Origin of the sequence: Providencia sp. PROV269, assembly GCF_028477785.1 — a bacterium.
GTDB lineage: Bacteria > Pseudomonadota > Gammaproteobacteria > Enterobacterales > Enterobacteriaceae > Providencia > Providencia rettgeri.
Map to the genome: position 1 here is coordinate 250,366 of NZ_JAMPLV010000001.1, position 25,068 is coordinate 275,433.

Below are 25,068 nucleotides of genomic sequence, written 5' to 3' on the forward strand. Positions count from 1 at the left end.
ACTCAACTCATCCATTTTAAGAACCAAGGGAGTCTAGCTTTATCAGGTGAGTTTGCTTGGTTGATTCGTTCTTGAATTAAAGCTAACAGGTGTACATTTTCCTCTTCAGCTTGTTGTTCAAAGTAAGGCTGCTTAGTGAGTAAAGTAATGGCTTGGGCAACATGTTCAACAGGCCAAATATGGAATTGACCTTTTTGTACCGCTTCAACGACAGCCGACTTGGTGCATAAATGGCGCACATTTGCCATTGGGATGATGACACCTTGACTACCAGTTAATCCTCGTTTTTCACAGATATCGAAGAAGCCTTCAATTTTCTCATTTACCCCACCAATAGGTTGGACATAACCAAATTGGTCAACAGCACCGGTGATGGCAATTTGCTGATCAATAGGTTGTAGAGCTAATGCACTAATTAAAGCACACAGCTCTGCGAGCGATGCGCTATCACCATCAACTTCACCATAGGATTGCTCAAAGACGATAGAGGCGGAAAAAGGCTGAGGTTGTTCTAATTTAAGCTCGTAATTTAAATAGGCTTGCATGATCATCATACCTTTGGCATGAATATTACCGCCTAGTTCGGCTTTACGTTCTACATCTGTAAATTCACCATCACCTAAATGCGCAACACAGGTGATTCGCGAAGGTTCGCCAATGGCATCTGGGTGCCCCGGGTATTGCAAAACAGACAAACCATTAACTTGCCCGATGACTTCGCCTTCGGTTTTAACAAAGATTTGTTCTTGTAAAATATCATCTTGAGTACGTTCAGCAAGAAAACTGTGGCGCCATTGGCGATTTTCATTTGCTTGATTAAATGACTCTTGAGTTAGCAAATGGTTAACATGGTAATGGCTGGCATCGACAAGAGATCGAACTAACCAAAGAATATCAAGAGGAAGATTAAATTTATCTTCACAGTAACGTACAGCTTGTTGGATAAAAGGAAGCCAACCTTCAGGCGAAATATTCGGTAGTTTATTCGAATCAATAATGGATTTTATGTAACGCATCCATAAGGCCAATTGCTCTTCATCCTCGAAGAACATAATAGGCTCATATTCGCCATAAATAGCGCAGCTAAATAGCTCCGGTGCTGTAAATTCAAATTCTTCTAAAGCGAGTCGGTCACCAACAATAATAACTTTAAGTTCTAAGGGGTGTGGCTCAATTTCAATTGGTAAAGGTTGATTTTCAGAATAAGGTAACCATTCAAGTTGTTGACGGTTAACCATATTTTTTAGGCGAGCCCACATTAAAGGCTGGCTAATTAATGCACTAGCTGCGATAACTAATATGCCGCCATTGATTTGATGAAGTAAGCCAGGCACTAAATTCAAGGACGGGGTGACATAGCCGAATAATTGTTCAGGTTCTATCCAATTACGGTAAGCGATTTTTTCACGAGAAGAAAAACGGCTTTTAACACCATTTTTCCACTGAAAAAGTCGGTTATCTTCAGATAACTGATAATCACCATCAATGGTGTTGATCTCTGCTAGCAGGGGGGTAATTGCATTAACATAAAGGCTAAGATATGTCTCACTTTCATCAGACTTGATAAACATAAAGCGTGTTTGGGCAAATTCATCAACAAAATGTTGTATGCCATCAGACAGCCTAGGCTGAATGTCTGACAAAATTGCAGGGGGCAACGTTTCTGAAGATACAAATTTCGTCTGAAATGACGATAAGTTAGGAATTAGGCCTTGCCATGTTAGTTCTTGACTGATCACTATAATTATCTGCTATTAATAGGGTTATAAATAAAATGCCTGCCAATAAGCTGGGCGTATATGCCTGAACAAGGTTTATTTAATAAATTTGCTAAATAACATTGTTTGTTTTATAAACAAAATTCAGGCTAATTCATTACCCAATGGGCAAGCCTGTTATATTAGCCTTTGATAGGCAATCTTGCAGCAATAATTGTTGAATTATCGACTAGAATAACGAAAACATAAACACAATAGGTAGTGTCATTGGCCAAGTTAAACCAATTAGTATGGCGCTCAGTAAACGCATAAAACAGTTAGGGTCTTTTGTAACGAGTAAGGTAAATAGCATTGCGCATACTCCGCCAATCCCATAGATGACGAGTATGTATTCAAATGTGGACATGCAGTTTTATTAATTTGTTAACAGATAGGGGCAGATTGTACACTATTTTCACAAGGGTAGGTTGTCTTCTTTACTGAAAAAGTGAATATTCTACTAAATCGAATATCTGCTTGAGTATTTTGTTTATAATCTTGCTAATATAAAGATAGGTTCAATTTTCTTCAGGAAAAATTATGAAATATCAGCAGCTTGAAAATCTTGAATGTGGCTGGAAATGGGAATACCTCGTCAATAAAGCAAGAGGTGGTGAAGCTATTACCCGTTATATAGAAAGAAGCGCAGAAAAAGAAGCGATAGACTTGCTGCTAAAAATGGAAAATAGACCGATTGATGTACTAAAGTGGATCTCTTTGCATATGAATCCTGAGCTTGATAATCGAATGAAACAGAGTATTCGAGCGAGGCGTAAACGTCATTTTAATGCAGAACATCCCCATACACGTAAGAAATCAATAGATTTAAATTTTTCGGTGTGGCAGCGTTTGTCTAATCTTGCAGTGAAGCGTAATAAAACGTTGTCTGAAACTATTATTCAGTTGATTGAAGATGCAGAACATAAAGATAAATACGAAAGCCAGATGAGCTCATTAAAGCAAGATTTACAAGCGATCCTCGGGACGTCAAAGGAAAAGGATAATTAACAAAGGTTAGCGGCTCATTACTGTTGTATGTATTCAAGTAGTATGCTTTTATTACGAGATATTTATTTTAAAGTGAATTTTTATATCGTTCCTATTATTCTAATAGTAAAAAAAACCCCAATATTAATTGGGGTTTTTATGTTCAGTTCGAAATTCAAACTAGGGCTAAGAATTAAGCACCTGGTTGAGTTACAACTTCAGTTGTACCTTGGATTTCGATTTCAACGCGACGGTCTGGTGCTAAACACTCGATCAGAGCAGCACGGCCTTTAACATCGTCACATTTGTTACCAGTTACTGGATCTTCTTTACCACGGCCTTCTGCAGCGATTGCGCTAGCTGGAACGCCTTTAGCAACTAAGTAGTCAACTACAGACTGAGCACGTTTTTGTGACAGTGGCAGGTTGTAGTTTTGTGAACCGATACGGTCAGTGAAACCAACTACCAGTACGCGACCTTGAGTTGGGTCGATGCTGCTAAGTTCGTTGTACAGCTCATTCAGAGCTTCTTGACCTTCTGGTTTCAGGCTTGCTTTGTTGAAGTTAAACAGAACGTCTGAACGCAGAGTAAAACGTTTGTTTTCAACAACTGGAGCAGGAGCTACAACTGGAGCTGGAGCAACAACTGGAGCATCAGCTTGACCGAAACGGTAAGCAACACCAACACTCAGCATGCCGTTGTCTGGACGAGTACCGATATTGTCTTTGTCACCTAAGTTGCTAACCCATTGGTAGTCTAAACGAGTCGCCCACTCTGGAGTGATTGCGTACTCAAGACCCAATGCGTATACAGGTGCAACGCCAGTGTCAGTTTCTTTGAAACGTTCGCCATTTTGGTGAGCTTTAGCTTCAGTACGGTAAACCATACCACCTAAACGAGTGTAAACGTCTAAGTCATCAATGATTGGATAGCTTAATTTGGTAGTTAATGAAACACCCATAGATTTCAGGTCACCGCTGTTACCAGCGCCTTTGTATTTCATTTTACCGAACCAATCGTAGCCTAGCTCAAAGCCTAAGTATTGGTTATATTGGTAACCAGCGTAGGCACCTGCACCGATTGTGTCACGGTCAGTGCTGTTACCAACAGTGCCCCAACCTGCATAGTCTGTACCAGTTTTTGCTGGGTTCAGGCTAGTGTCTTCATAGTGAGACCAACCTAATTTAGCACCGGTATACCAAGTGTTATCTTTTGGAGCTGCTTGTGCAACGGTTGCAAAAGCTGCTACTGCCACTGCTACTGCGATAGCTGTTTTTTTCATTTTTACGCCTCGTTATCATCCAATATTGGCTTGGCTTCGCTGAGCCTTATTATATGCCATTGGTTTAATTTACTTGCTAGGTTTCGCAGACATTATCTACAAAAAAATAATAAAAGTAAAAAAATAATGCCATAAGCCGAACAAGCTAAAGTCTACAACGAACTTAAAAAGATACAAGTAGAGTGAGCAATAATCGTTAAAAAAAGTATTTTTTTAGTGTATAAATCAGAGAGATATGTATATTTTTCGTAATGATTATTTTTTATCTATCTGATTGATCTACAATACTTTTAATTTAACTTTAGAGATAAATATTTCTAAAGGTTAAATTTAGTAAGAAAATTCTTAATCTTAGCTAGTGATAATGATTTGAGTGAATTTTTAAGTGGTTTGGCTGTCCTGCATGTGCGCTAACCATATTATATGTTTCTTGTGGGCGCATAATTAAACCGATAGAACGACCTTCTTGAGCTGCATATTGTAAGCGAACAAAATCTTGCTCGCTTATTTCCGGTAGCCACCCTAGAACTACACTATAATTACCACTTCTTAGTGCTTTTTCCATAGCATCAATCGTAGTGATATCTTCCATATGATTTAATTGCATAACTTTATGAGTAGGTATACCTGATTGTTCTAACCAGTGTTTACTTAGCCTTTTATTTGGAGTTAGCCAAAGTAACCAGCGTGATTGAACCCCAAACTGACGAAGCATTGGTAATAAAATATAATCCATAATAGGGTGTTTTTCATCGTAAACAAGTTCGCTCACCATACCTTGTTGTATAGAGCTATTGGTAAGCCCTGTAGCAGGAATTGATTGTGCGTAATTATTAAGAGAATGTTCTGTTGAGTTGTTCCAAGAATAGATGCTCATAATTTACCTCGTTACAATGCTGTATGAACATACAGTAACTGTATATCCATCCAATATCAAGACTATTTTTTCAAAGCGCTTCGCAACTTTGTTGTTTTTCTCCGCATTCTTCTTGGCATTTTTTATGGAAACTCTCAAAATTGGTTACGCGTAATTATCTGTAAAAAAAGAAATTATAAAATTAATTTTCTAAAGGATGAAAATTGAGCATACCCAAAAAGGAGTTTGGTAATGTTGTTAGAAGAAGAAAAAATTTTTTATTTATCCGGTTTGTTAAGTCAATTTGGCGCATTAAAACGTAAAAATCATTTTGGTGGATTTTGTTTACTAGTCGATGATGCAATTGTGGGGCTGGTACTTGATGAATGTTTTTATTTACGAGGTTGTTTAGTAGCGAGGAGCCACTTTGAAGCGTTAGGGTTTAATCGGTTAGTTTATAGTAAAAAAGGTATTCCATTGGAAATGCGGTACTATCAACTTTCGGAACAAGTTTGGCATGACGAAGTTTTGTTTCTCCAATATATTGAGTTGGCTTACCGTTCAGCTATCGAGGAATTAAAACAAAAGCAATCAATGACCATGCGTATAAAAGATTTACCCAATATGAATATGTCAGTTGAGCGTGCTCTAGGGAAAATTGGCGTATCTCATGTTGACGATTTGCGCATGATGGGCGCAAAGGCTTGTTTTATGAAGCTAAAAAAACATGGTAGGAATAACCCCAGTATCAAGCTACTGATTGGCTTAGCAGCTGCAATAGAAGGGTGTCATAGTGCTGTTTTGCCTAAGGATATCAAACAAGAGCTAATTGCTTGGTATAATAGTTTTGAGTTGACGTCAGCCTAAACTCACTGAAAACGACTTTTACTATTAATATAATCAATATTACATATACGCTATATGAAGATGAGTGGGTATTTAGAATTTTATACCCGCTCATCGGTATATTTATGTTGCACTGATAGTGCGAATGATTTGCCGTATCTCAGGTATTAGTTCAAGCAATAACTTAGTTTGCTCCATGATAAGCAACGTTTTTTCGTCATCACTGGTTGAAATATAATCTATGCGGTGTAATAGACTATGGCGAAGTTTATCTGATTTTTCATCGATAACTAGTGGGTCAATGGTTGTGATTTGCAAGGATGATTCAACATAGCAAATAGCATCGTTGAGTAATGAAAGATTACTTTCATTTTGCATTTTTTCACGATGTGCACCTAATGCTGAAATATAACTGAGTAAAGTATGGTTTAAGCAAAGAAGGCGAAAAGCTTGTTCTTGGGTGATTCGATAAGACTTAGGGTCAGAAGCCATATTGGAAACAATCGATGCAAACTCTGCATCATTATTGTGTGCGTCTCTACGTGCAACTCGGTACTCAAGGCGGTTGTCTTTACCTTGGTAGTACTGCTGCAAAATAGCATCTAAATAACGGCAGTTGCTATCCATGGTTTTTTGAATGACTTGGGGGAGTTGGCGGAATTTCCAATCTGGCCAAATAAAGCTAACGGCAAGTAATGCAATAAAACAACCAATTAATGTGTCAATGATCCGTGGAAGTGCAACATCAAATCCTTCGCCCAATAGGTTAAAACAAAACAAAACGAGAAGTGTGATGAATAATGTTGCTTGGGCATATTGGCTACTGCGAAACATAAAAAACAGTAAGCCAGAAATAACGATTAGCGTAAGTTGCCCTTCCATTGAGGGGATTAAATTCAGCAAAGGTAAACCAATGAGAATACCAACAATAGTTCCTATTATGCGAAGGGCTAAGCGGCGTTTAGTGGCGCTGTAGTTAGGTTGGCATACAAATAAGCTAGTGAGTAATATCCAATATCCTCTTTCCATATCAAATAGTTGGATAATAATATAGCCAGTACAAAGGAGAATTGACATTCTTACTGCATGGCGAAATAAAGATGATTTTGGCGTTAAATGGTGCTTAACCCGCGAAATAATATCACTAATACCTGATAACGATTCATCAGATAACTGCTCTACCTGTTTATTATTTTGCTGCCATGCACTTTGCTCAAGGCTCAGGCCTTTAAGTTGAACATCAATTCCTTTTAAGTTTTTAAGTAGGTTATACAGGGCTTTAATTTCATGAAGCTCAGGCGATTGCTGTTTTAGTAGCTGTAGCGATTTTTCAATGTAAGCGAAGGTACGTTCAAAACGAGGATTATGTTGGTATTGTTTACGCCATAAAACAGATTGAGCAACTTGTTGGCAGGCTCTCGCTTGCATGGTTAATAGGCGTTGGAAACGAAATAAAATATCACAGTGACGTAAAGTGCGGCTAAGCTGTTGATATTGTATGTGGGATGAACTTGCTCGTTCGTGAATGTCTTGAGCAACAAAATAATATTGTAGCGAATTTCGTGTACCTTTTTGTCCCCGATCCCCTTTTAATCGACTCAATAATGCAATTTTTGCTTGGTTCATGGTGCTAACCAAGTGGCTGTTTACTAATGCTAAATCATAAACAGAGCGTTGGTAGTCATCTTCTAAATCAGGATCAAATAAGTTAGCTTTTGCGTCTAAATAAGCTGAAAGTTGCTGATAACATTGGGTTATTGCATCTTGCAATGGCCTTACAGGAAATAAAATATGCCCAATCAAGGTTAAAATATTATACCAAATTGCCCCTGTCAGTAATAATGCGGGTTGTTGGTACCAAGTATCAAAAATGGGTACGCCGAGCATGGTATAAATGGCAATTAATAGTGCACCAAATGCGATGGTAGCGTATCGCTGTCCTAAAGCACCAAGAAGAATAAAGCCACACGTAGAAAATGCGAGGCCAAAAAAGAAAAATAAAGGATAGGGAAAAAGGAGTTCAATAGAAACGGATGCAATAAAAAAACAAAAAAGTGTAATAATTAAATTTTTTATTCTACCAGTTAGCCTATCATCTAAGTCAGTTAGTGCTGCAGCAACGACACCCAATGTGAGTGGGATGGTGATTTTAGGCTCTTGACCTAACAACCATGGCACTAAGGTTGCGCCTGTCAGGGCTATAAATATTCGGATATAATATAAAATATGGCTGTTATATAGCACACGACGATAACTGGTAAGCAGTGTTAACACAAAGTACCTCAAAGGTAAGACAAGCCTTAATCTATATAGGATAGCTTGTTTGCAAGGAATAAAAAACCGTTTGGAATCAAGCCAACCGTATTTTTGTCATTGATTTTCTCAGGTGCAGGACGTATGGAACTGAAATCAACACAGATTGGACAGCGTCTGGCTCAGCATCCCTACAATCGGGTTCGCTTACTCAACGCAGGTATTGAAGTCAGTGGTGAAAACCACCAATATCTTATCCCATTTAATGAACTCATTGATCTTCGTTGTAAGAGAGGGATTGTTTGGGGGGAGTTAGAATTTGAAATTGTGAATGAACAGGTTGTTCGTTTACATGGCACGGAATGGAAACAAACTCAGCGCTTTTACCATTATTTAAATGAAAAATGGCAGCAATGGAGCACTGAAATGAGTCAAATCAGTGCTCATGTATTGACTGAGTTAGTTAATACGATTGAACAATTGACTCAGCAAGATCATTGGTTGACATTACATCAATTGGCTGAAATAAAGGATAAAATATCACAAAAGTTCTCATCATTGCCTATGCCTTTAGCACGCATTTCATTGTTTGAAAATTGTGCATCACAGTATCAAGAATGCCTGAATTGGCTAAATAACAGCCAAGAATGTCGAAAACAAATTAATGACTATTGGTGTGAGTCTGTTTTAGTTCGTTATCACGATTTTTTCCAGCAAGTAGAAACATCACCTCTCAATTATTCTCAGTCCTTATCTGTGATCAATGGTGAGGATAATGTATTAGTGCTGGCGGGGGCTGGAAGTGGTAAAACATCAGTCCTAGTCGCTAGAGCGGGGTGGCTTATCTTGCGAGGTTTGGCAAAACCAAAACAAATTCTCTTGCTGGCTTTTGGTCGTAAAGCTGCGGATGAAATGAACGAGCGTATTCACTCACGCCTACAACAAGATATTGAAGCAAAAACTTTTCATGCTCTTGCTTTACACATTATTCGTGAAGGTAGCAAAAAATCGCCCGTGATTAGTGAGTTAGAAACAGATACTCAAAAACGGCAAACATTATTATTAAATGAATGGCGAGAACAATGTTCAGCAAAGAAAGCGCAAGCAAAAGGGTGGCGAGAATGGCTTTCTGAAGAGTTACAATGGGAAATTCCAGACGGTGAATTCTGGAAAGACGAAAAAATTAGCACTAAAGTCGCTACTCGGTTAGACCGTTGGCTAAGCTTAATGCGTATGCATGGTGGTAGCCAAAAGGACATGATTGAGAATACGGCGGAAGAAATAAGAGATCTTTTTCAAAAACGTATTCGTTTAATGGCGCCGTTATTGAAAGCGTGGAAAAGCGCATTGAAAGATGAAGGTGCAATTGATTTTTCAGGATTAATTCATCAGGCCATCAATATTCTAGAAAAAGGGCGTTTTATTAGCCCATGGAAACATATTTTAGTTGATGAGTTTCAAGATATTTCTCCTCTTCGCGCTAAGTTATTGCAAGTACTACGCAAGCAGAATAAGCAAACGACGTTATTTGCTGTTGGAGATGATTGGCAAGCTATCTACCGGTTTAGTGGCGCAGAATTAGACTTAACCACATCGTTTGAACATAACTTTGGTATTGGAGAACTTTGCGCTTTAGACACAACTTATCGTTTTAATGAGCGTATAGGTGAGGTTGCTAATCAGTTTATTTTACAAAACCCTATGCAGTTAGATAAGCCATTGAATAGCTTAACTAAAGGAAATAAAAAATCCGTTATTCTTCTGTATGAAGATGCACTGGAACGTTTATTGGATAAAATGAGTGGTTATGTTCTTGATGATGAAACGATATTAGTGCTCGCTCGCTATCATTATTTAAAACCTAATATATTAGGTAAAGCCAAGACCCGTTGGCCAAAATTAAATATTCAGTTTATGACTATTCATGCCTCAAAAGGGCAGCAAGCAGACCATGTGATAATTTGTGGTTTGAATAGTGGAAAGGATGGTTTCCCTGCTCCTGCCCGCGAATCAATTATTGAGCAAGTATTACTGCCTAAGCCAGAAGATTTTGACCATGCAGAAGAAAGACGTTTGCTATATGTCGCATTAACACGGGCTAAGCAGCAAGTTTGGTTGCTTTATCACCCAGAAAAGCCGTCAGAATTTGTTGATGAACTCAAGCAATTGGGCGTTCCAAAGCAAAAGAAACCGTAAGGTAAACTTATTTTATATTAAGCGCCAGAATGCTGTGGCGCTTAATATTGATAGATTAGTTAGTTCGTTTAGTTAAGTAGCTTTGGTAATCAGGAATAACAATGTCTATCGCATTATCAAAATAGGTGGAAGTAATTAAAAAATCAGCAGTTGCAGGGTTGGTTGCGACAGGAATATTCCATACTGTGGCTAAGCGCAGCAAAGCTTTAACATCTGGGTCATGAGGTACTGCATTAAGAGGGTCCCAGAAGAAAATCAATAGGTCGATTTTTTGTTCCGCAATCATTGAACCAATTTGTTGGTCTCCCCCCATTGGGCCGCTTAACATACTGGTGACTGGCAATCCAGTGTGCTGGTTGATTAAATTACCTGTTGTTCCAGTTGCATATAAATTGTGAGTTTGAAGCCGTTCATTGTTTTTCTTAGTCCAAGATAATAATGAGGGTTTACAGTGGTCATGGGCAACCAAAGCAATATTTTTTGAGGCTGTAATTTTACGGGTAGTTGATTCCATGATATTCCCTTAAATAAGATGCGAGATAGACATCTTTAAAAATTGAATGAGCAAAGATATACAACATATATCATAATGCTAATGAATAGTTTATAGATTTTGGGAGATATTTTGATGAGAGATCAAGAAATTGCTGAAATTTTAAAGAGTGTCCGAACTATCGCTTTAGTCGGGGCGAGTGATAAGGCAAATAGGCCGAGTTATGAAGTTATGGAATATCTTTTGCGCCAAGGTTATACCGTTATTCCAGTGAGCCCAAAATTGGTAGGGCAAACTTTATTAGGGCAGCTTGTATACGAAAAGCTTAGTGATATACCTGTTCCTATTGATATGGTCGATGTATTTCGTAATGCAGAAGCTGCAGTAGGAGTAGCCAGGGAAGCGGTAGAAGTAAAAGCTAAAGTTTTGTGGTTACAAAAAGGCGTGATTAGCGAAGAAGCGCAAAAAATCGCTTTGCAGGCAGGTTTACAGTTTGTTATGGATAAATGCCCAAAACAAGAAATTCCCGCATTAGGCCTTGAAAAATAAACTACATTTTAGCGTTAAAAAGTAAAGCAGCTAGTTAGCTGCTTTACGGTTGCGTTCATAAATAACAATATCGATATTTGCAGGTTAGTTGCGAAGGCGAGGTGCTTGCAACTGAGACCTTATTGATTCCGCTAGTTCATCCATTGATGGTTGTTCTGGATGGTCTTCTGCGGTTTCATAGGTAATTTGAGCTTCGGCCAAATAAGTATGAACAGCATCCCCATTGTCATCTTCCATAACAACATGATACCAAGGTAGATCGCGTAGTGTGCTGTTAGCGGCAATATCATCATCATGTGGTTGTTCGAGCGAATACTCAGCGTCTACATCTACAACAACGCCTAAGTAGCCGAGAAGTTTGTGTCTAACTTGTTGCCCGATTCCATATTTACTGGTGATCATCATAGCGACCTCCTAAAAGCCTTGCTTATACTTCAAACTATATATGGGCAGTGCTACGCGTTTTCAAGCTAAGATATGGACAATTATCAATAACGCAATACACTGTCTTTATACGTAACTATCAAAAGCAGTGCCTCATTTAGCAGATTATCTGTTCAATGAATAAAAAACAACTGTTAAAAGAAGGTATCAATACAATATGCTCTGACAATGGAGGCTCACATGACTGCATCAGGTCGTTATTTTTATATTTATGGTCGTGTTCAAGGGGTTGGGTTTCGTTACCAAACCTATCATTGGGCTAATCAGAATGGCATAAAAGGCTTTGTGTGTAACCGGGATGACGGCAGCGTTAAGTTAGCTGTTTATGGCTCAGAGCAAGATATTGAGTTTGTTGATGACTGGCTGAAAGCGGGTGGTCCTCCGGGAGCAAAGATAGACCATTTTTTCACCGAAAATTGGAAAGCTGAGCCAATAGCGGATTTTAGTGTCCGCTATTAGCAAGAAATTAAATACATTTCACCGGTTTTGGCAGGCCAGCAAGTTTAGTGGCTTGCTTAGCTGGGCCTTTTGGAAATAGCCGGTATAAATAGCGGCTATTGCCTTTTTCTTCCCCAAATTGTTGAGAAACGGCTTTAACCAACATACGGATAGCCGGTGAGGTATTAAATTCCAAGTAGAAATTCCTGACGAAACGGATAATTTCTAGGTGTTCATTAGTAATTTCAATATCTTCTTGCTGCGCGAGTAAAGGGATTAATTCTTCACTCCATTGTTGGCTATCAAGCAGGTAACCTTGCGCATCTGTTTCTATTTCTTGATTATTAAAAACCAACATACTCTTATTCAACTCAAATAAAATTAGAACGTAAATTTAGCAAAAATTGGGATATAACCCAAGTAAAGTCGTTAGAATGTCGATATTTTCATCTAACAGTATGAAAGACGTATATTTTTAAAGCGAATGATCAAATTAGGGGTTTACATCCAATGAGAGGATGTTTATAGTGCACGTCATTGCGGAGGGGTGGCCGAGCGGCTGAAGGCAGCGGTCTTGAAAACCGCCGATGGGAAACCATCCGAGAGTTCGAATCTCTCCTCCTCCGCCATCTTCAATTCTAGTAAAGTCTTCCAATCCCAAGTAAATCAAGCATTCCAACTAAATCCCATTATTCCAATGTCTACTAACGTCTATTAAAAACTACCCCCCTTAGGTGGTACATTTATACCCCATGATTTGAGTACCCCCAAATGAAGCTAATCATTATACTAGCTGATGCCAGAAGAAAGCGTGATGATGCAAAGAGATTACTGGTGGAGGGAATTGACCCAAACCAACAACCCAAAGAACAAAAGCTGGTGGAATGGGCTAAAAAATAGCAGGGGAATTTATTAAGCACCATAATTCACCATAAGATATGGTGCTTGTGAATTAGCCGTGTAAGTTAATTGGTATTCATTTTTAATTGTTCTTGATAATGCTGAATTTTAAGCTTTAAGTTACTTAAGTGTTCATTTAGAGATAAAATTTGCTTTTCAAGATTAGCGTAGTGTTCAGTAAGCAAATTCATTCTCTCAAATGAAGTTGATGTTCCTATATTTCTTAGTGCTGCGTATTCTTTAATCTTTTTTAAAGGCATGCCAGTTTCTTTTAAACGAGTGATAAACTTAACCCATTCAATATCATCTTCAGAATAGTACCTATGATTGTTTGCTTGTCTGGATGATTTCAATATTCCTTCTTTTTCATAGTATCTAAGGGTGTATATGGTGAATCCGGTTAGTTGTGCAAACTGACTGATTGAATAATTCATGTATTACCTAGAAGTTTCTTGACCTAGAGTTAACTCTATCCTTTACCCTTTTGAAACTTTTGTCAAAGAGGGTATGTCATGAGAAATAAACATTATGCGGTTATTACAGGTGCGAGTTCAGGTATTGGTCGTGCAATTTCAATAAAATTAGCTGAGCGTGGATTTAATATTATTGCTGTAGCAAGGCGAGATTCCTTGTTGAACCAATTGAAAATCGAATTGCGTAAGATTAATCAATACATTGAGGTCGTAACAAAATCATGTGATTTATCTATTACAGATGATGCTATTTCACTTTATGAGGAACTGAAAGCTTTTGATATTCGGGTATGGGTAAATAACGCCGGTGTTGGATATTATGGGGAAGCATTCTCTCAGCCAATAAAAGATGCACAAACTTTATTAAATTTGAATATCAATACACTCGCAGTTCTATCGTTAATGTTCGTGCGTGATAATCAGAATATTGATGATTCACAGTTGATCAATGTAAGTTCTGCAGGAGGATATACTATCGTACCTACAGCCGTTACCTATTGTGCTTCGAAATTCTTTGTTAGCTCTTTTACTGAGGGATTGGCTCATGAATTATTGAACTTGGATGCTAAGATTAAAGTAAAATTACTGGCTCCTGCAGCGACCAAAACAGATTTTGGTCGAATTGCTAACGGAGTAGAATATTATGATTACGATAAAGTTTTTGGTACATATCATTCTAGCGAGGAACTAGCTGATTTCTTCATTCAGCTATATGACTCAAACAATGTTGTTGGATATATAGATAGAGAGAGCTTTAGCTTTAAATTACTAGATAATAAAATGCCTTACGCAAATAACAATAAATTTAATCAAAAAATATAAATACGAAAAAACCGCCAAAGCATAAGCCGAGGCGGTTATGTATAATTGGCTTTATCAACTAAAGGGCTCACCAAATGAAAAAATCATGGTAATAAAGCCAGTTGTACTAATGCTTATATGATGGTTGCTAGGCAGAATATACGTTAACGAAACGTTAATAATATAAGGTGTTTTTTGTTGATCTAATGGCGTTTTTATTTGTATTTTTTGGCTTAATCAGACATGAGAGTAAATAGCATGCAGTTTTGAGTTACCATCCCACATAACTAAATAATGATTAATACCATGGGTTATAAGTAAATCATCAAGGTTAGTTTCATCAAAAAATTTCAGTGGATAGAAAGATAGTAACTTGTTGAAATTGTTTTATAAATATAATATTTAATATCTTAATGCCATGGATTTTATCAAGATGAATAAATTATTAGTTCCAATTTTTTGTATTGCTTCTTTATCAGGATGTGCGGTGACTGAGTATAATTATGTTCCTGACTCACAAAAAATCAGTGAGCCTAAAATAGGTCAGGTCAACCATATTACAGTAGGGCAACCCTTAGTAAGAGAAGGCAATATTAGTGAAATAGACGGAATTAAAGTATTAAACCCTGTGCAGATAGATTTGGCATACAAAATTATTCCGGGTGTATTCAAAAAAGTGGGCTCAAGTGATAAAGGCGATTTTTATATGCCAGACCAAATAATTGACTCTGGTTCGGTCGTTGTTGAGGTTTTAGGGCAACCTTGGAATTCACTTTTAATTAAAAAAGGGTCTAGTCCTAATGACATTTGTATCGTAACGGATGTCAATGTTGCTGTTTGTAGCGATAAAGCACAAATCGAACAGGTAAAATTAAATAATTCTGATGGTAATTCATTTGAACAAGCCTTAATTTTCAATGGGATAAATGACCAGGTTGTCGATATTAGTTATCAGAAAATAGGTTCGAATATTGAGAACCAAGGATTTGGCGATACGATTCAGTATAATCTTAAAAACAGCGACATTATTTCTTATCGAAATGTAAAATTAAAAGTTATTGATAGCTCAGAAAATTCATTAACCTATACAGTGATAAGCAATTTTTCTGACAATTAATGTATGTCGCATTAATTAACCAATTGAAAAACAGCGTTAAACTAAATTTAATCTCTAGTTAAGCGCTGTCTCGGCATCTTTTCTCGTGTTGTTATCTTGCTAACTTCAAAATATTTGGATCACATCGACAATTGTATAATATTGTCTTTTTAGTATACGTCACATACTCTAAGTTAAATTGATTTAACTTAGAGGGTGTTATTTATGATGAATATCCAATCTGACCACAATAGCTTTTTTATTTTATCCGATGACAAGCAAACTCGTCTTGCCGAGATAACCTTTGTTTATACTGGCGATGAACTGGTGATTATTGACCACACTGTGGTTGATGAAAGCTTAAAAGGACAGGGCATTGCAAAGTTATTAGTTGCTAAGGTTGTTGATCGAATGAGAAATGAAGGCCGAAAAATTATTCCATTATGCCCTTTTGCAAAAGCAATATTCGATAGAACACCTGAATACAGTGATATCCGCCAATAACATTTGCTAATTACTGATGAGGTAAGTATGAGTATTCAATTTAATGATAAAATACCTGATTTACAGTTGATTACCGCACGTTCGAAGGATGTTGGTGGGCTTCCTGTTGCACGAGTTTTGCCTACAAGGGAGCGTAGGTTAATAGGAGCTTGGTGTTTTCTTGACCACGCGGGCCCGACGGTTTTTAAAGGCGACTCAGAGGGAATGAAGGTATCACCTCATCCTCATACTGCTTTACAAACATTCACTTGGATGATTGAAGGTGAAGTATTGCATCGAGATAGCCTTGGCTATGAACAGGTTATTCGACCAGGGCAGGTTAATTTAATGACAGCAGGTTATGGGATCAGTCATTCTGAAGATACCTATGGAGAGAGCCGCCAGTTACATGCTGTGCAACTGTGGATTGCTTTACCCGAAGCAGTTAAAGATATTTCCCCACGCTTTGACCATTATCCTACATTACCTCGTTGGGCTGAAGGCGAGATCCATTTCCATTTATTAGTTGGGGAATATGGCACTTATAAAGCACCAACATTGACATTTTCACCGTTGATCGGGCTTGATATTATTGCGAAGAAAACAGCCCGACAAGTTTTAACTTTACGACCTGAATTTGAATACGGTATTTTTGCCATAAGTGGAAGTGCTACTATTGAAGGACAGCAAATTAAGAGTAATGAATTAGTTTATTTAGGCAAAAATATAACAGAAACTTCTATAGAGCTAGCTTCAGATAGCCACATTTTATTACTTGGTGGTGAGCCTTTAAATGAGTCAGTACTAATGTGGTGGAATTTTATTGGTCGAACTAAAGCCGATATTCATGCCGCAGTTGAGGAATGGAACCAAGGAAACCCACGTTTTGGTCGTGTTTTTAACGATGAGCGCGAGCCAACACCAGCTCCAATTATGCCATAATCAATTTAAGTAACTCCTTTGTTATTATTTTATAAAAAAGGAGTTACAGCCATTGCTATTCTCTATTATTTTTTCATATTTATATTTGTCTTTAGCCGAAAATGGCTTTGGATTTAATTTAAGACTCATTTTTATACTCATATTATGGGTTCATAACCTGACTTTTATCGAAAAACTGATAATATGTATACAAAAGGCTATTTTTAAGTCAAAGCAAGCCGTAGCTGTTAGAGGTGGACGATAGAAATGAGTAAAAAATACCCATTGGGAATCGTTTTTTTAAGTTTATTCCCTATTTCTTTTGTATCATTAGCGTTTCAAGAACAGCAATATAACCCAGTCGTGTTTAATCTGGCTCAACTTTATGATTTCAATCCTGTTAGAGGTGCTGTTAAGCAAATAAAATCAGTTGTTTATAATGAAGATAAATCAATTAATTATGAATCAATGTTAAAAATTGGCTAGGATGGCTGTGTGGAAAGTTTTACTTTTGATCAAAAGAAAGATGAGTATTTAAATGGTGCTCATAACTATCTTTTTGTAAAACGAGTTAAAAATAAATTGATTGGTAGGGATGTTAGTGGTCCTGTCGAAATGGTGATAGGTGATAACTGTCAAATAATATCTAAAAAAGATTCAAATGGTGAATTAATCTACCAATATAACAAAGATGGCATTATTGCTGGCTCATTGCTTGCTGACACGAAAAAACAATATAGCAAAAATGATTATAATGAATTTAAACTTCCAACAACGATAAAATATTTTAAAGATAATGCACTCATCTCAGAGACTATAGTCACTTATGGGAAAGATATGAGTAAGCCGTTTGATCATACAATGGATATCCGTGCATTGGGACAAACGATATTATTAGTCAATTCTAAGTGCGATTATAATACTAAAAATATTGCCTATAAATGCAACTTTACTTTAAATCTTAATTCGAATGGTAATAATATTAAATTACTAAAAAATAGCATTACTGAAGTCGATTTTTATTAAATATAGGAGATGTTTAATGGCTATTTCTGCAAGAAATCAACTTACAGGTGTTGTTGAGTCGGTTGTTATCGGCTCAGTAAATGATGAAATTATTTTAAATTTAGGTAATGGAGAAAGCATTGCTGCAATCATCACTAAAAACAGCACTAAACAGTTAGGGTTAGAAAAAGGTAAACAAGTAGTTGCGGTGATTAAAGCACCTTGGGTTGTTCTTGTTTCTGATGCACAAGAGTACCAATTTTCAGCACGTAACCAATTCGATGGCAAAGTAGAGTCTATTGAAAAAGGCAGTGTAAACTCAGTCGTTAATGTAAAAACGGATGCAGGAACATTATTATCAGCAGTAGTAACGAATAACAGTACAATTGAAATGGGGTTAGCAGTGAACAGTAAAGTAACTGCCATAGTTAAAGCCTCTTCGGTTATTTTAGCAACCAAAAAGTAATGGTGTTCTTATTTTATAAAAAGCGGCCATTGTAAATGAAGTGGCCGCCTTTTCTATTTCCGACATGAAATTAAGAGCTGACTAGTATCTAATATCTTAATTTTCTTGCCTTTTTTTTCAATCAATTTATCACTGACAAGTTTAGATAGTGTTCGATTTAATTGCCTAACGGAGACTCCTAGCATTGCGGCTAAAGAGTCACGCTTTTCTAATTGAAAACTTTCTCCATTCTGCTTTTCAGCAAAAGTAAGATAGCGTCTTAATTTATATTCAACTGAATATGATGCACTGGAGTGTAACTGTGATGTGTTATAAAGCTTTTTACTAAGGTGCTGACAGATAAATTGCAAAAATAATGGTGAGTAAATTTCTTTTTTTCGGATCATAGATAAAGGTAGCGCAAGTAAGTCTGCATCTGTAACTGCTTGGATCGTATTATAGATACAGTCATTTTCAAGATTGCTTTGAAAAAGTTCTAAATCACCAATTATAGAAAATGTATTTTCAAATGAAAAAATGACTTTGCAACCGTTAGTTTCATAACGTTCAATTTGCAGTTTCCCGTTAACAAGGAAGTAAAGGTGACTGATTTGGCTATCTTGAAATATTAAATATTCTTTGGCCTTTATGTGGATAAGTTTTGTATTTTTGAGAGTTTCGTCAGAAATGATTTTATCAAGTTGATGATGAGTAATAAATTCTGCACGCTTTATTGTAGAGTTTATTGCTTTCATTGTTATAACCATTTTTCGCTTGAAATTATACTTAAATCATACTCGTTTTTTTCATTTAAAAAAGGACATATGTCCTTTTTTAAATGGTAATAACCTTGCTAGCTTATTAAAAAATAACTCGCAGGATATTAACATGAAAGTCCCTTTAAAACCGTCAAGCGTATTTACTAAAAGCATAAAAGCAGCAATTAACATAATGCCAAAAGTTGAACTACACGTACATTTAGATACATGTTTAAGTTTTTCTTATGTTAAACAAACCATTCCAATACTAACGTTTAATGAGTTTAAACAAGGCTTTATTGCACCAGAAAGATGCGAAGATCTTGGCGATTTTCTACGTTGCATTGAACCGCAACTTAATATATTACAGACAAAATCTGCTATTGGGCTAGCAGTTGATGATTTGTTTGAGCAATTAAAAATGGATAATGTAATTTATACAGAAATTCGGTTTGCTCCTTTATTACATACTCAACATGGTCTTTCAAGCCGAGAGGTTGTCGATATAATATTAGATGCGATGAATTCGGCAGTTGTAAAGTACGAAATAGAAGCTGGCTTGATTTTGTGTACTTTGAGGCATTTTACTGCCTCTCAAAGTCTTGAAACGGCAAAATTAGTTGTAGAGTATCAATCTCGTGGTGTTGTAGCACTAGATTTAGCTGCCGATGAGGCTCGCTTTTCATTAGACAATCATGAAATTGCATTTAACTATGTCAGAGAGCATGGCGGCAATGTTATCGCACATGCTGGAGAGGCTTTAGGCTATGAAAGTGTGATTGAAACATTAGATAAATTAAAAGTTTCTCGTATAGGACATGGGGTTAGAAGTATTGAAAATTCAAATACGATTGAAAAGCTCAAAGCGTTAAATGTATTACTTGAAGTTTGCCCAAGTTGCAATTTGGTGTGCAATGTCTTTGATAGTATCGAAAACCACCCTATTAATAAGTTGAAACAGCAGGGCGTTAAATTAAGCATAAATACAGATGCGCGAACAGTTGCGGATGTAACATTAAATAAAGAGTACCAATTATTGCATGATATATTTGGTTGGAGTATTGCTGACTTTACTGAGTGTAATGTAAATGCATTACTGGCGAGTTTTATTGCAGAAGAAAAAAGAGCATTGTTAATGAAAGAGCTACTAAATTAATAGAGTTGATAGAAAAAGAAGGAGGTCTTTATCCTCCTTCGCTATTGTGGTTAATTATATGTAATACCATGCAAACTCCAATGATGAGTAATCTCTCTAATGATTAATAAAAAAGCACTGAATTCGCTATTTGTCGGCAATTGTGTTGAATGAATGGGGCTGCCATTAATCACATCGACCAATTCATTAAAAGCGTCTTCAATCTGCGATGTCGTGATAAAGTTACCATTAATATGCCTACTTTCTATCAGTAAATTTAATTTTTTATCATGACTAAAAAGCAATATTTCTCCTGTAGGGAGCTGTTTTTTTATCGGAATAATTGCATTTTCGATATGTTCAATTGCCATTTCAGCTTCATAAGCTGTAATAGGGGAATGCTGAAACGTAAAGCCATTAAAATTCTTAATGCCAATAGGTAAAATTTTTTTATCCGATAGGTAAGATAAAATGGCTTCATTGTCTTGAATATCCAATTGAATATGATTTTTCATTGTGGCCTCATTCATATATGATGATTTCATCATGCTACGCTGGTTAGTATTATCTGTATAGTAAATCCATTAATGTGAATGAATTGTTAATATGTTGCACAACATGGTAATGAGTATAAATTGAAAATTCCCATCTCATGACGTGCTAAAATTCAGCCTTTTCTCGTCAGGAAAAATAAGATGTAATGAAACGATAAAATTGATTGTATTATATTTTGAAGTTACACTATTTTTGCAATATAACAACATGATTAAAGTTAGAAAAGTGTTTTCTAATTTATAGAATAATAAAAGTTAAATTCTAACTTCGAGTTATGATATAAATAGATGAGTTAAAATTATCTATTTATAACAGGGTGAGCTTATGTCAGAAATAAGAATTGTTGCAACAGTAATTGCAAAAGATAATGAAGTTGATTTTGTGAAAGCAGCAACTAAATCAATTGTTGAGCCAAGCAATAAGGATGAAGGTTGTCTTCAGTATGAATTACATCAAGACAATGCTAATCCAAACATTTTTATTTTCTTTGAGATTTGGAAGGACCAAAAATCATTAGATAAACATAATGGAACACAACATTTGAAAGATTTCATTGAGAAGATAGAAGATAAAATTGATTCATTAGATGTGAAATTAATAAGCAAAATTGCATAATATTAATTAATAATGGCTAAATAACAAAAAGGAATACAAATGTATTCCTTTTTAATTTGATTACCCGAAAATTTCGGTGAGATGTGTTTTGTAATCGTTAATATATTTTTTAATATTGGGTTCTTTGATCACGTCGTTTACCATAAAGGTTGGGAATTTTTTCAATCCGAGAAATTGTTGTGATTTATGAAAGGCAAAATAGACACCATCGACACCTCGACCATCAAAAAAATTATCAAACTCATCAAATGCATCAAGAGGGGCATTCCAAGTCACCGAAAGCATATATTTTCTTCCATGAAGTAGGCCTCCAGTACCATATTGTTTGCTTGGATCTTGGCGAGTACGACCATCGCTTGTATATAAATGACCATGACCGAGGGTATAAACCTCGTCCATATATTTTTTTACCATCCAAGGCATCATCATCCACCAACCAGGCATTTGGTAAATAATCGTATCGGCCCAAAGAAATTTTTTAACTTCATTATCGATATCGTAGCCCGACTCGATATGGGTTTCTTGCATAGTGTGCCCTAACTCATTTAGCGTGGTTTTGGCTACATCATGTAATGTACGATTAAGCTGGCCTGCCGAGTGAGCAAATGTTTGTCCGCCATTGAGAAGAAGAATTTTCATTTGTATTGCCTTATTCGTTAATTGCTAAGTTATATTTAGGCTAACAAACTAAAATAAAGATAAAAAGTAGAGTAATAAAACAGAGTTTGTTACTTTAATGGATTTATTGTCTATATTTATGATTTGATTAGGCGAAGTTTAGTCAAATATCACTATAAAGACTATTTTTATAGTTAAAACTATTAATAATAGAGATTATTGATTTTTTAGCAAAAGTCTATTGAGCTTACGGCTATTTTTCTCTGCATTATCCCATCGTATTCTTTGTCGTATTCAAATTGTCGCAGTAATTATGGGTTAGTTCGTAGCGAATGAACATGGACTATCCAGATAATTACCCGTGAAGCTTAATGTAAAAAATTTAAGAAAGGTAACATAATGACGATTCCTGTAATTGGTGTGGGTACATTCCGTTTAAAAGATGATGTCGTGATTGCTTCAGTAAAAAATGCATTAGATGTTGGGTACCGCGCTGTTGATACAGCACAAATTTATGAGAATGAAGCTGCGGTTGGGCAGGCTATTGCAGAAAGTGGCGTTGAGCGCAGCGAGCTTTATATCACAACAAAAATTTGGATTGAGAATTTAAGTAAAGATAAACTTATCCCAAGTCTTAAACAAAGTTTAAGTGATTTGCAAATGGATTATGTGGACTTAACACTAGTGCATTGGCCATCTCCAAATGATGCGGTTTCTGTTGAAGAGTTCATGCAAGCATTATTGGAAGCCAAAAAACAAGGGTTAACACGTGAAATTGGTATTTCTAATTTCACTATTCCATTAATGGAAAAAGCAATCGCGGCAGTCGGTGTTGAAAATATTGCGACAAACCAAATAGAGCTTTCACCTTATCTGCAAAACAAAAAAGTTGTAGAGTGGGCAAAACAACATAATATCCATATTACCTCTTATATGACATTAGCGTATGGCAAAGCATTAAAGGATGAGGTTATTGCGAGTATTGCACAGAAACACAATGCAACATCCGCTCAGGTTATTTTAGCGTGGGCGATTGGTGAAGGGTATTCTGTTATTCCATCATCAACAAAACGTGAAAATTTATTAAGTAACTTGCAAGCAACTCAATTACAGTTAGATAGTGACGATAAAGCGGCGATTGCAGCATTAGATTGTAATGACCGCTTAGTTAGCCCAGAAGGTTTAGCGCCAAACTGGGACTAATTGATTATTCTATATGCTCAGAGGCTAGGATTTGTTATGGCCTCTGAATTTCTGCAAGATATTGAGTTAAGCTATCAATAAAAACCCGAATACGCTGGCTGACAACGCGGTCACTGTAATATACGGCATGGAATGGTAAAGGAACAGGCTGCAATTCATCCTTTAATACTTCGACAAATTGGCCATTTTGAATATATTTATTCACCATAAAGTCAGACAAACATGCAATCCCATTTCCAGCTAAACAAAGCTGTCTTAGTGTCTCCCCGCTATTTGATGATATCCCTGCAGTAACTTCCATTAGTTGCCCATCAATGCCTTTAACTGGCCACATATTTAATGATGCAGGTTCAGTAAAGGTCAGGCATGTATGATGCAAAAGATCTTGAGGAGATTTAGGCTCATCATGTTGTTTCAGATAATTTGGCGACGCAATAATCTTGCGATAACTCTTAAATAATGGGCGAGCACGTAAGCTGGAGTCGGTGAGATGCCCTGCCCGAATAGCAACATCAACTTTCCGTTCAATTAAATTAACAAAGGTTTCCGATGAAACTAACGACAAGTGAATGTCTGGATATTGTTTGCGAAAAATAGCAACAAAAGGAATTAATATATGCAATACAATCGGTGTTGCTGCATCAATTCGTAATAGGCCTTTTGGAGAGCTTTGTGTGTCATATAATTCATCTTCTGCCGCTTGCATTTCTTGCAAGATAATTTTCATGCGTTGAAAATAAATTTCGCCCTCTGCAGTTAGGTCAATTTGCCTGGTGGTACGGTTAAGTAAATTGACCCCCAGTTTTTCTTCCAATTTTTTGACGATTCGGCTCACTGCTGAATTTGCTAAATTAAGTTTATCAGCCGCTTTACTAAAGCTTTTTTGTTCTACCACTTCTATAAATACACGGGCTTCTTCAGATGTTGCTCTCATAATAATTTTATTAGCCAATAAGATGATAGAAAAGGTGACTATTATAGTAACAGCAATAGGTCTTAAAATTTAAACTAAAAGTTTAAGAGAATGGAGTTTTATTAGCTTAAAAGCTAATCATATTGAATCATAACCTATCGCTTTTCTTAAAAGAATTTTTAGTGCTTCAGTGTAATTTTCCTTGTGAATTGCATGTTTCGCTAATTAGCACGATAAAAGCCTTAGCCTTTACTAGGGACGTGTTTTCTCCTTGATTGAGTTAGTGGATGCTTCCTTGGATGATTGCGCTGCAGAATGTATTTTTTGTCTTACCGATTGCAAGACGTATTTCACTGATATTAGTGAAAACCACATAACAGTGTTGATGAAATTTGCTAATATCAAGGTGAAATTTATGGGGACTATTTTGAATGGGTTTTTATGTCGATAAAAATTATTGCTTTATTCTTTATCACTGCGTTGGCTGAAATTGCAGGCTGTTACTTTCCTTATCTTTGGATGAAAAAGCAAGGTGGGGCTTGGTTATTGATCCCTGCGGCGTTAAGTTTAATGCTATTTGTCTGGTTATTGACATTGCATCCGGAAGCAAGTGGCCGAATTTATGCTACTTATGGCGGGATATATATTGCCACCGCATTAGTTTGGCTGAAAGTGGTTGATGGTGTGTCTCTTACCGTGACTGACTGGGTAGGTGCTCTAGTTGTGCTCCTTGGAGCAGGGATCATAATTAGTGGTTGGAAATAGACGATAGTGTTATCACGTCACCTTGAAAAAAAATATTTGTTTATTTTAAGATGACGTGCATTTAAGGCGATCACAAAATGATTCCTTTATGTTTATTTCATCAGATAAATACTAAATCTATATTTAAATTAAATTTAAAATTTATTTTTTCTAAAAAATAGACGTATTCTCTTTTACGAAATGTTAATTGAAATGGAATTTAACTAAAATAGTTTAAATGTAACATTTGATCTAAATCAATTTAACAATAAATACTCTATTGGTAGTAATTTTAATTGATG

The 25,068-nt window shown here is 36.3% G+C and carries 29 protein-coding genes and 1 tRNA gene; 17 read left to right on the plus strand and 13 right to left on the minus strand.

Annotated features, from left to right (window positions below):
• Positions 1 to 2: 2 nt before the first annotated feature.
• Both PR683_RS01025 and PR683_RS01030 read right to left on the minus strand, forming a co-directional pair.
• Positions 3 to 1,739, minus strand: coding sequence for a Lon protease family protein (locus tag PR683_RS01025; protein WP_272571641.1), 1,737 nt, complete (start codon positions 1,737 to 1,739; stop codon positions 3 to 5).
• A 208-nt stretch (positions 1,740 to 1,947) separates the two neighbouring features.
• Positions 1,948 to 2,124, minus strand: a complete 177-nt coding sequence (locus PR683_RS01030) for a GhoT/OrtT family toxin (RefSeq protein WP_004909646.1) — start codon at positions 2,122 to 2,124, stop codon at positions 1,948 to 1,950.
• Between the two features lie 173 nt (positions 2,125 to 2,297).
• On the opposite strand from PR683_RS01030, the gene matP reads away from it, so the two are divergent.
• On the plus strand, positions 2,298 to 2,765 hold the full coding sequence (matP, locus tag PR683_RS01035) for a macrodomain Ter protein MatP (protein WP_109911064.1): 468 nt from the start codon (positions 2,298 to 2,300) through the stop codon (positions 2,763 to 2,765).
• A gap of 172 nt (positions 2,766 to 2,937) precedes the next feature.
• On the opposite strand, the gene ompA is transcribed toward matP, so the two are convergent.
• Both ompA and sulA read right to left on the minus strand, forming a co-directional pair.
• Positions 2,938 to 4,026 carry a porin OmpA gene (ompA, locus tag PR683_RS01040; RefSeq protein WP_109911065.1) on the minus strand — a complete coding sequence of 363 codons (1,089 nt, stop codon included), beginning with the start codon at positions 4,024 to 4,026 and terminating at the stop codon, positions 2,938 to 2,940.
• 355 nt (positions 4,027 to 4,381) lie between these two features.
• A complete protein-coding gene (gene sulA, locus PR683_RS01045; RefSeq protein ID WP_196718675.1) occupies positions 4,382 to 4,903 on the minus strand; it encodes an SOS-induced cell division inhibitor SulA in 522 nt (173 codons plus the stop codon).
• Between the two features lie 231 nt (positions 4,904 to 5,134).
• On the opposite strand from sulA, the gene PR683_RS01050 reads away from it, so the two are divergent.
• On the plus strand, positions 5,135 to 5,749 hold the full coding sequence (locus PR683_RS01050; RefSeq protein ID WP_004909656.1) for a TfoX/Sxy family DNA transformation protein: 615 nt from the start codon (positions 5,135 to 5,137) through the stop codon (positions 5,747 to 5,749).
• Positions 5,750 to 5,851: 102 nt separating this feature from the next.
• On the opposite strand, the gene yccS is transcribed toward PR683_RS01050, so the two are convergent.
• On the minus strand, positions 5,852 to 8,002 hold the full coding sequence (yccS, locus tag PR683_RS01055; protein WP_004909659.1) for a YccS family putative transporter: 2,151 nt from the start codon (positions 8,000 to 8,002) through the stop codon (positions 5,852 to 5,854).
• Positions 8,003 to 8,125: 123 nt separating this feature from the next.
• On the opposite strand from yccS, the gene helD reads away from it, so the two are divergent.
• Positions 8,126 to 10,177, plus strand: a complete 2,052-nt coding sequence (gene helD / locus PR683_RS01060) for a DNA helicase IV (RefSeq protein WP_272517305.1) — start codon at positions 8,126 to 8,128, stop codon at positions 10,175 to 10,177.
• Between the two features lie 55 nt (positions 10,178 to 10,232).
• Here the strand turns inward: helD and PR683_RS01065 are convergent, their stop codons facing one another.
• Positions 10,233 to 10,691, minus strand: coding sequence for a methylglyoxal synthase (locus PR683_RS01065; RefSeq protein ID WP_109911069.1), 459 nt, complete (start codon positions 10,689 to 10,691; stop codon positions 10,233 to 10,235).
• Positions 10,692 to 10,805: 114 nt separating this feature from the next.
• On the opposite strand from PR683_RS01065, the gene PR683_RS01070 reads away from it, so the two are divergent.
• The gene (locus PR683_RS01070; protein WP_196719737.1) at positions 10,806 to 11,219 is read left to right on the plus strand and encodes a CoA-binding protein; all 414 of its coding nucleotides are present in this window, start codon (positions 10,806 to 10,808) and stop codon (positions 11,217 to 11,219) included.
• An 84-nt stretch (positions 11,220 to 11,303) separates the two neighbouring features.
• Here the strand turns inward: PR683_RS01070 and hspQ are convergent, their stop codons facing one another.
• Positions 11,304 to 11,624: a heat shock protein HspQ gene (gene hspQ / locus PR683_RS01075; RefSeq protein ID WP_181937016.1), complete on the minus strand. Its 321-nt coding sequence runs from the start codon at positions 11,622 to 11,624 to the stop codon at positions 11,304 to 11,306.
• A gap of 219 nt (positions 11,625 to 11,843) precedes the next feature.
• Between hspQ and PR683_RS01080 the strand changes: the two genes are divergently transcribed.
• Complete coding sequence (locus PR683_RS01080; protein ID WP_184957450.1) at positions 11,844 to 12,122, plus strand: acylphosphatase; 279 nt, start codon at positions 11,844 to 11,846, stop codon at positions 12,120 to 12,122.
• Positions 12,123 to 12,129: 7 nt separating this feature from the next.
• Here the strand turns inward: PR683_RS01080 and PR683_RS01085 are convergent, their stop codons facing one another.
• On the minus strand, positions 12,130 to 12,459 hold the full coding sequence (locus PR683_RS01085; protein ID WP_004256090.1) for a TusE/DsrC/DsvC family sulfur relay protein: 330 nt from the start codon (positions 12,457 to 12,459) through the stop codon (positions 12,130 to 12,132).
• Positions 12,460 to 12,642: 183 nt separating this feature from the next.
• On the opposite strand from PR683_RS01085, the gene PR683_RS01090 reads away from it, so the two are divergent.
• Positions 12,643 to 12,730: transfer RNA gene (locus tag PR683_RS01090), tRNA-Ser, on the plus strand.
• Between the two features lie 336 nt (positions 12,731 to 13,066).
• Here the strand turns inward: PR683_RS01090 and PR683_RS01095 are convergent.
• Positions 13,067 to 13,435 (minus strand): MerR family transcriptional regulator, encoded by a 369-nt coding sequence (locus PR683_RS01095; RefSeq protein ID WP_004909678.1) that lies wholly within the window; start codon positions 13,433 to 13,435, stop codon positions 13,067 to 13,069.
• 78 nt (positions 13,436 to 13,513) lie between these two features.
• On the opposite strand from PR683_RS01095, the gene PR683_RS01100 reads away from it, so the two are divergent.
• The 7 genes from PR683_RS01100 to PR683_RS01130 all read left to right on the plus strand — a co-directional run bounded on the left by PR683_RS01100 (position 13,514) and on the right by PR683_RS01130 (position 18,246).
• The gene (locus tag PR683_RS01100; RefSeq protein WP_272520674.1) at positions 13,514 to 14,296 is read left to right on the plus strand and encodes an SDR family NAD(P)-dependent oxidoreductase; all 783 of its coding nucleotides are present in this window, start codon (positions 13,514 to 13,516) and stop codon (positions 14,294 to 14,296) included.
• Between the two features lie 412 nt (positions 14,297 to 14,708).
• A complete protein-coding gene (locus tag PR683_RS01105; protein ID WP_272520673.1) occupies positions 14,709 to 15,392 on the plus strand; it encodes a hypothetical protein in 684 nt (227 codons plus the stop codon).
• A 207-nt stretch (positions 15,393 to 15,599) separates the two neighbouring features.
• Complete coding sequence (locus PR683_RS01110) at positions 15,600 to 15,875, plus strand: GNAT family N-acetyltransferase (RefSeq protein ID WP_272520687.1); 276 nt, start codon at positions 15,600 to 15,602, stop codon at positions 15,873 to 15,875.
• Between the two features lie 27 nt (positions 15,876 to 15,902).
• A complete protein-coding gene (locus tag PR683_RS01115; RefSeq protein WP_272520672.1) occupies positions 15,903 to 16,796 on the plus strand; it encodes a pirin family protein in 894 nt (297 codons plus the stop codon).
• A 246-nt stretch (positions 16,797 to 17,042) separates the two neighbouring features.
• Positions 17,043 to 17,261 carry a hypothetical protein gene (locus tag PR683_RS01120; RefSeq protein WP_272520671.1) on the plus strand — a complete coding sequence of 73 codons (219 nt, stop codon included), beginning with the start codon at positions 17,043 to 17,045 and terminating at the stop codon, positions 17,259 to 17,261.
• A 9-nt stretch (positions 17,262 to 17,270) separates the two neighbouring features.
• Positions 17,271 to 17,801: a hypothetical protein gene (locus tag PR683_RS01125; protein ID WP_272520669.1), complete on the plus strand. Its 531-nt coding sequence runs from the start codon at positions 17,271 to 17,273 to the stop codon at positions 17,799 to 17,801.
• Positions 17,802 to 17,817: 16 nt separating this feature from the next.
• Positions 17,818 to 18,246, plus strand: a complete 429-nt coding sequence (locus tag PR683_RS01130) for a TOBE domain-containing protein (protein WP_109911076.1) — start codon at positions 17,818 to 17,820, stop codon at positions 18,244 to 18,246.
• 53 nt (positions 18,247 to 18,299) lie between these two features.
• On the opposite strand, the gene PR683_RS01135 is transcribed toward PR683_RS01130, so the two are convergent.
• The gene (locus tag PR683_RS01135; protein ID WP_272581624.1) at positions 18,300 to 18,980 is read right to left on the minus strand and encodes a Crp/Fnr family transcriptional regulator; all 681 of its coding nucleotides are present in this window, start codon (positions 18,978 to 18,980) and stop codon (positions 18,300 to 18,302) included.
• 133 nt (positions 18,981 to 19,113) lie between these two features.
• On the opposite strand from PR683_RS01135, the gene add reads away from it, so the two are divergent.
• On the plus strand, positions 19,114 to 20,139 hold the full coding sequence (add, locus tag PR683_RS01140; protein WP_272581625.1) for an adenosine deaminase: 1,026 nt from the start codon (positions 19,114 to 19,116) through the stop codon (positions 20,137 to 20,139).
• Between the two features lie 50 nt (positions 20,140 to 20,189).
• Here add and PR683_RS01145 read toward each other — a convergent pair whose 3' ends face one another.
• Positions 20,190 to 20,633, minus strand: coding sequence for a hypothetical protein (locus PR683_RS01145; protein WP_110731836.1), 444 nt, complete (start codon positions 20,631 to 20,633; stop codon positions 20,190 to 20,192).
• A 364-nt stretch (positions 20,634 to 20,997) separates the two neighbouring features.
• On the opposite strand from PR683_RS01145, the gene PR683_RS01150 reads away from it, so the two are divergent.
• Positions 20,998 to 21,288, plus strand: coding sequence for a putative quinol monooxygenase (locus PR683_RS01150; protein WP_004909705.1), 291 nt, complete (start codon positions 20,998 to 21,000; stop codon positions 21,286 to 21,288).
• A gap of 60 nt (positions 21,289 to 21,348) precedes the next feature.
• Here the strand turns inward: PR683_RS01150 and PR683_RS01155 are convergent, their stop codons facing one another.
• A complete protein-coding gene (locus PR683_RS01155; protein ID WP_004909707.1) occupies positions 21,349 to 21,927 on the minus strand; it encodes an NAD(P)H-dependent oxidoreductase in 579 nt (192 codons plus the stop codon).
• A 378-nt stretch (positions 21,928 to 22,305) separates the two neighbouring features.
• Here PR683_RS01155 and dkgB point away from each other — a divergent pair, with 378 nt between their 5' ends.
• Entirely contained in the window at positions 22,306 to 23,109 is an 804-nt protein-coding gene (gene dkgB, locus PR683_RS01160; RefSeq protein ID WP_109911079.1) for a 2,5-didehydrogluconate reductase DkgB, read from the plus strand.
• A 34-nt stretch (positions 23,110 to 23,143) separates the two neighbouring features.
• Here the strand turns inward: dkgB and yafC are convergent, their stop codons facing one another.
• Positions 23,144 to 24,043 (minus strand): DNA-binding transcriptional regulator YafC, encoded by a 900-nt coding sequence (yafC, locus tag PR683_RS01165; protein ID WP_272581626.1) that lies wholly within the window; start codon positions 24,041 to 24,043, stop codon positions 23,144 to 23,146.
• A gap of 420 nt (positions 24,044 to 24,463) precedes the next feature.
• On the opposite strand from yafC, the gene PR683_RS01170 reads away from it, so the two are divergent.
• Entirely contained in the window at positions 24,464 to 24,787 is a 324-nt protein-coding gene (locus tag PR683_RS01170) for a YnfA family protein (protein ID WP_004909715.1), read from the plus strand.
• Positions 24,788 to 25,068 lie beyond the last annotated feature (281 nt).

What these genes read in the sequence shown, in the direction of transcription:
- PR683_RS01030 (WP_004909646.1), bottom strand. Translation starts at nt 2,124, where the DNA reads ATGTCCACATTTGAATACATACTCGTCATCTATGGGATTGGCGGAGTA.
- matP (WP_109911064.1), top strand. Translation starts at nt 2,298, where the DNA reads ATGAAATATCAGCAGCTTGAAAATCTTGAATGTGGCTGGAAATGGGAA.
- ompA (WP_109911065.1), bottom strand. Translation starts at nt 4,026, where the DNA reads ATGAAAAAAACAGCTATCGCAGTAGCAGTGGCAGTAGCAGCTTTTGCA.
- sulA (WP_196718675.1), bottom strand. Translation starts at nt 4,903, where the DNA reads ATGAGCATCTATTCTTGGAACAACTCAACAGAACATTCTCTTAATAAT.
- PR683_RS01050 (WP_004909656.1), top strand. Translation starts at nt 5,135, where the DNA reads ATGTTGTTAGAAGAAGAAAAAATTTTTTATTTATCCGGTTTGTTAAGT.
- helD (WP_272517305.1), top strand. Translation starts at nt 8,126, where the DNA reads ATGGAACTGAAATCAACACAGATTGGACAGCGTCTGGCTCAGCATCCC.
- PR683_RS01065 (WP_109911069.1), bottom strand. Translation starts at nt 10,691, where the DNA reads ATGGAATCAACTACCCGTAAAATTACAGCCTCAAAAAATATTGCTTTG.
- PR683_RS01070 (WP_196719737.1), top strand. Translation starts at nt 10,806, where the DNA reads ATGAGAGATCAAGAAATTGCTGAAATTTTAAAGAGTGTCCGAACTATC.
- hspQ (WP_181937016.1), bottom strand. Translation starts at nt 11,624, where the DNA reads ATGATGATCACCAGTAAATATGGAATCGGGCAACAAGTTAGACACAAA.
- PR683_RS01080 (WP_184957450.1), top strand. Translation starts at nt 11,844, where the DNA reads ATGACTGCATCAGGTCGTTATTTTTATATTTATGGTCGTGTTCAAGGG.
- PR683_RS01085 (WP_004256090.1), bottom strand. Translation starts at nt 12,459, where the DNA reads ATGTTGGTTTTTAATAATCAAGAAATAGAAACAGATGCGCAAGGTTAC.
- PR683_RS01095 (WP_004909678.1), bottom strand. Translation starts at nt 13,435, where the DNA reads ATGAATTATTCAATCAGTCAGTTTGCACAACTAACCGGATTCACCATA.
- PR683_RS01100 (WP_272520674.1), top strand. Translation starts at nt 13,514, where the DNA reads ATGAGAAATAAACATTATGCGGTTATTACAGGTGCGAGTTCAGGTATT.
- PR683_RS01105 (WP_272520673.1), top strand. Translation starts at nt 14,709, where the DNA reads ATGAATAAATTATTAGTTCCAATTTTTTGTATTGCTTCTTTATCAGGA.
- PR683_RS01110 (WP_272520687.1), top strand. Translation starts at nt 15,600, where the DNA reads ATGAATATCCAATCTGACCACAATAGCTTTTTTATTTTATCCGATGAC.
- PR683_RS01115 (WP_272520672.1), top strand. Translation starts at nt 15,903, where the DNA reads ATGAGTATTCAATTTAATGATAAAATACCTGATTTACAGTTGATTACC.
- PR683_RS01120 (WP_272520671.1), top strand. Translation starts at nt 17,043, where the DNA reads ATGAGTAAAAAATACCCATTGGGAATCGTTTTTTTAAGTTTATTCCCT.
- PR683_RS01130 (WP_109911076.1), top strand. Translation starts at nt 17,818, where the DNA reads ATGGCTATTTCTGCAAGAAATCAACTTACAGGTGTTGTTGAGTCGGTT.
- PR683_RS01135 (WP_272581624.1), bottom strand. Translation starts at nt 18,980, where the DNA reads ATGAAAGCAATAAACTCTACAATAAAGCGTGCAGAATTTATTACTCAT.
- add (WP_272581625.1), top strand. Translation starts at nt 19,114, where the DNA reads ATGAAAGTCCCTTTAAAACCGTCAAGCGTATTTACTAAAAGCATAAAA.
- PR683_RS01145 (WP_110731836.1), bottom strand. Translation starts at nt 20,633, where the DNA reads ATGAAAAATCATATTCAATTGGATATTCAAGACAATGAAGCCATTTTA.
- PR683_RS01150 (WP_004909705.1), top strand. Translation starts at nt 20,998, where the DNA reads ATGTCAGAAATAAGAATTGTTGCAACAGTAATTGCAAAAGATAATGAA.
- PR683_RS01155 (WP_004909707.1), bottom strand. Translation starts at nt 21,927, where the DNA reads ATGAAAATTCTTCTTCTCAATGGCGGACAAACATTTGCTCACTCGGCA.
- dkgB (WP_109911079.1), top strand. Translation starts at nt 22,306, where the DNA reads ATGACGATTCCTGTAATTGGTGTGGGTACATTCCGTTTAAAAGATGAT.
- yafC (WP_272581626.1), bottom strand. Translation starts at nt 24,043, where the DNA reads ATGAGAGCAACATCTGAAGAAGCCCGTGTATTTATAGAAGTGGTAGAA.
- PR683_RS01170 (WP_004909715.1), top strand. Translation starts at nt 24,464, where the DNA reads ATGTCGATAAAAATTATTGCTTTATTCTTTATCACTGCGTTGGCTGAA.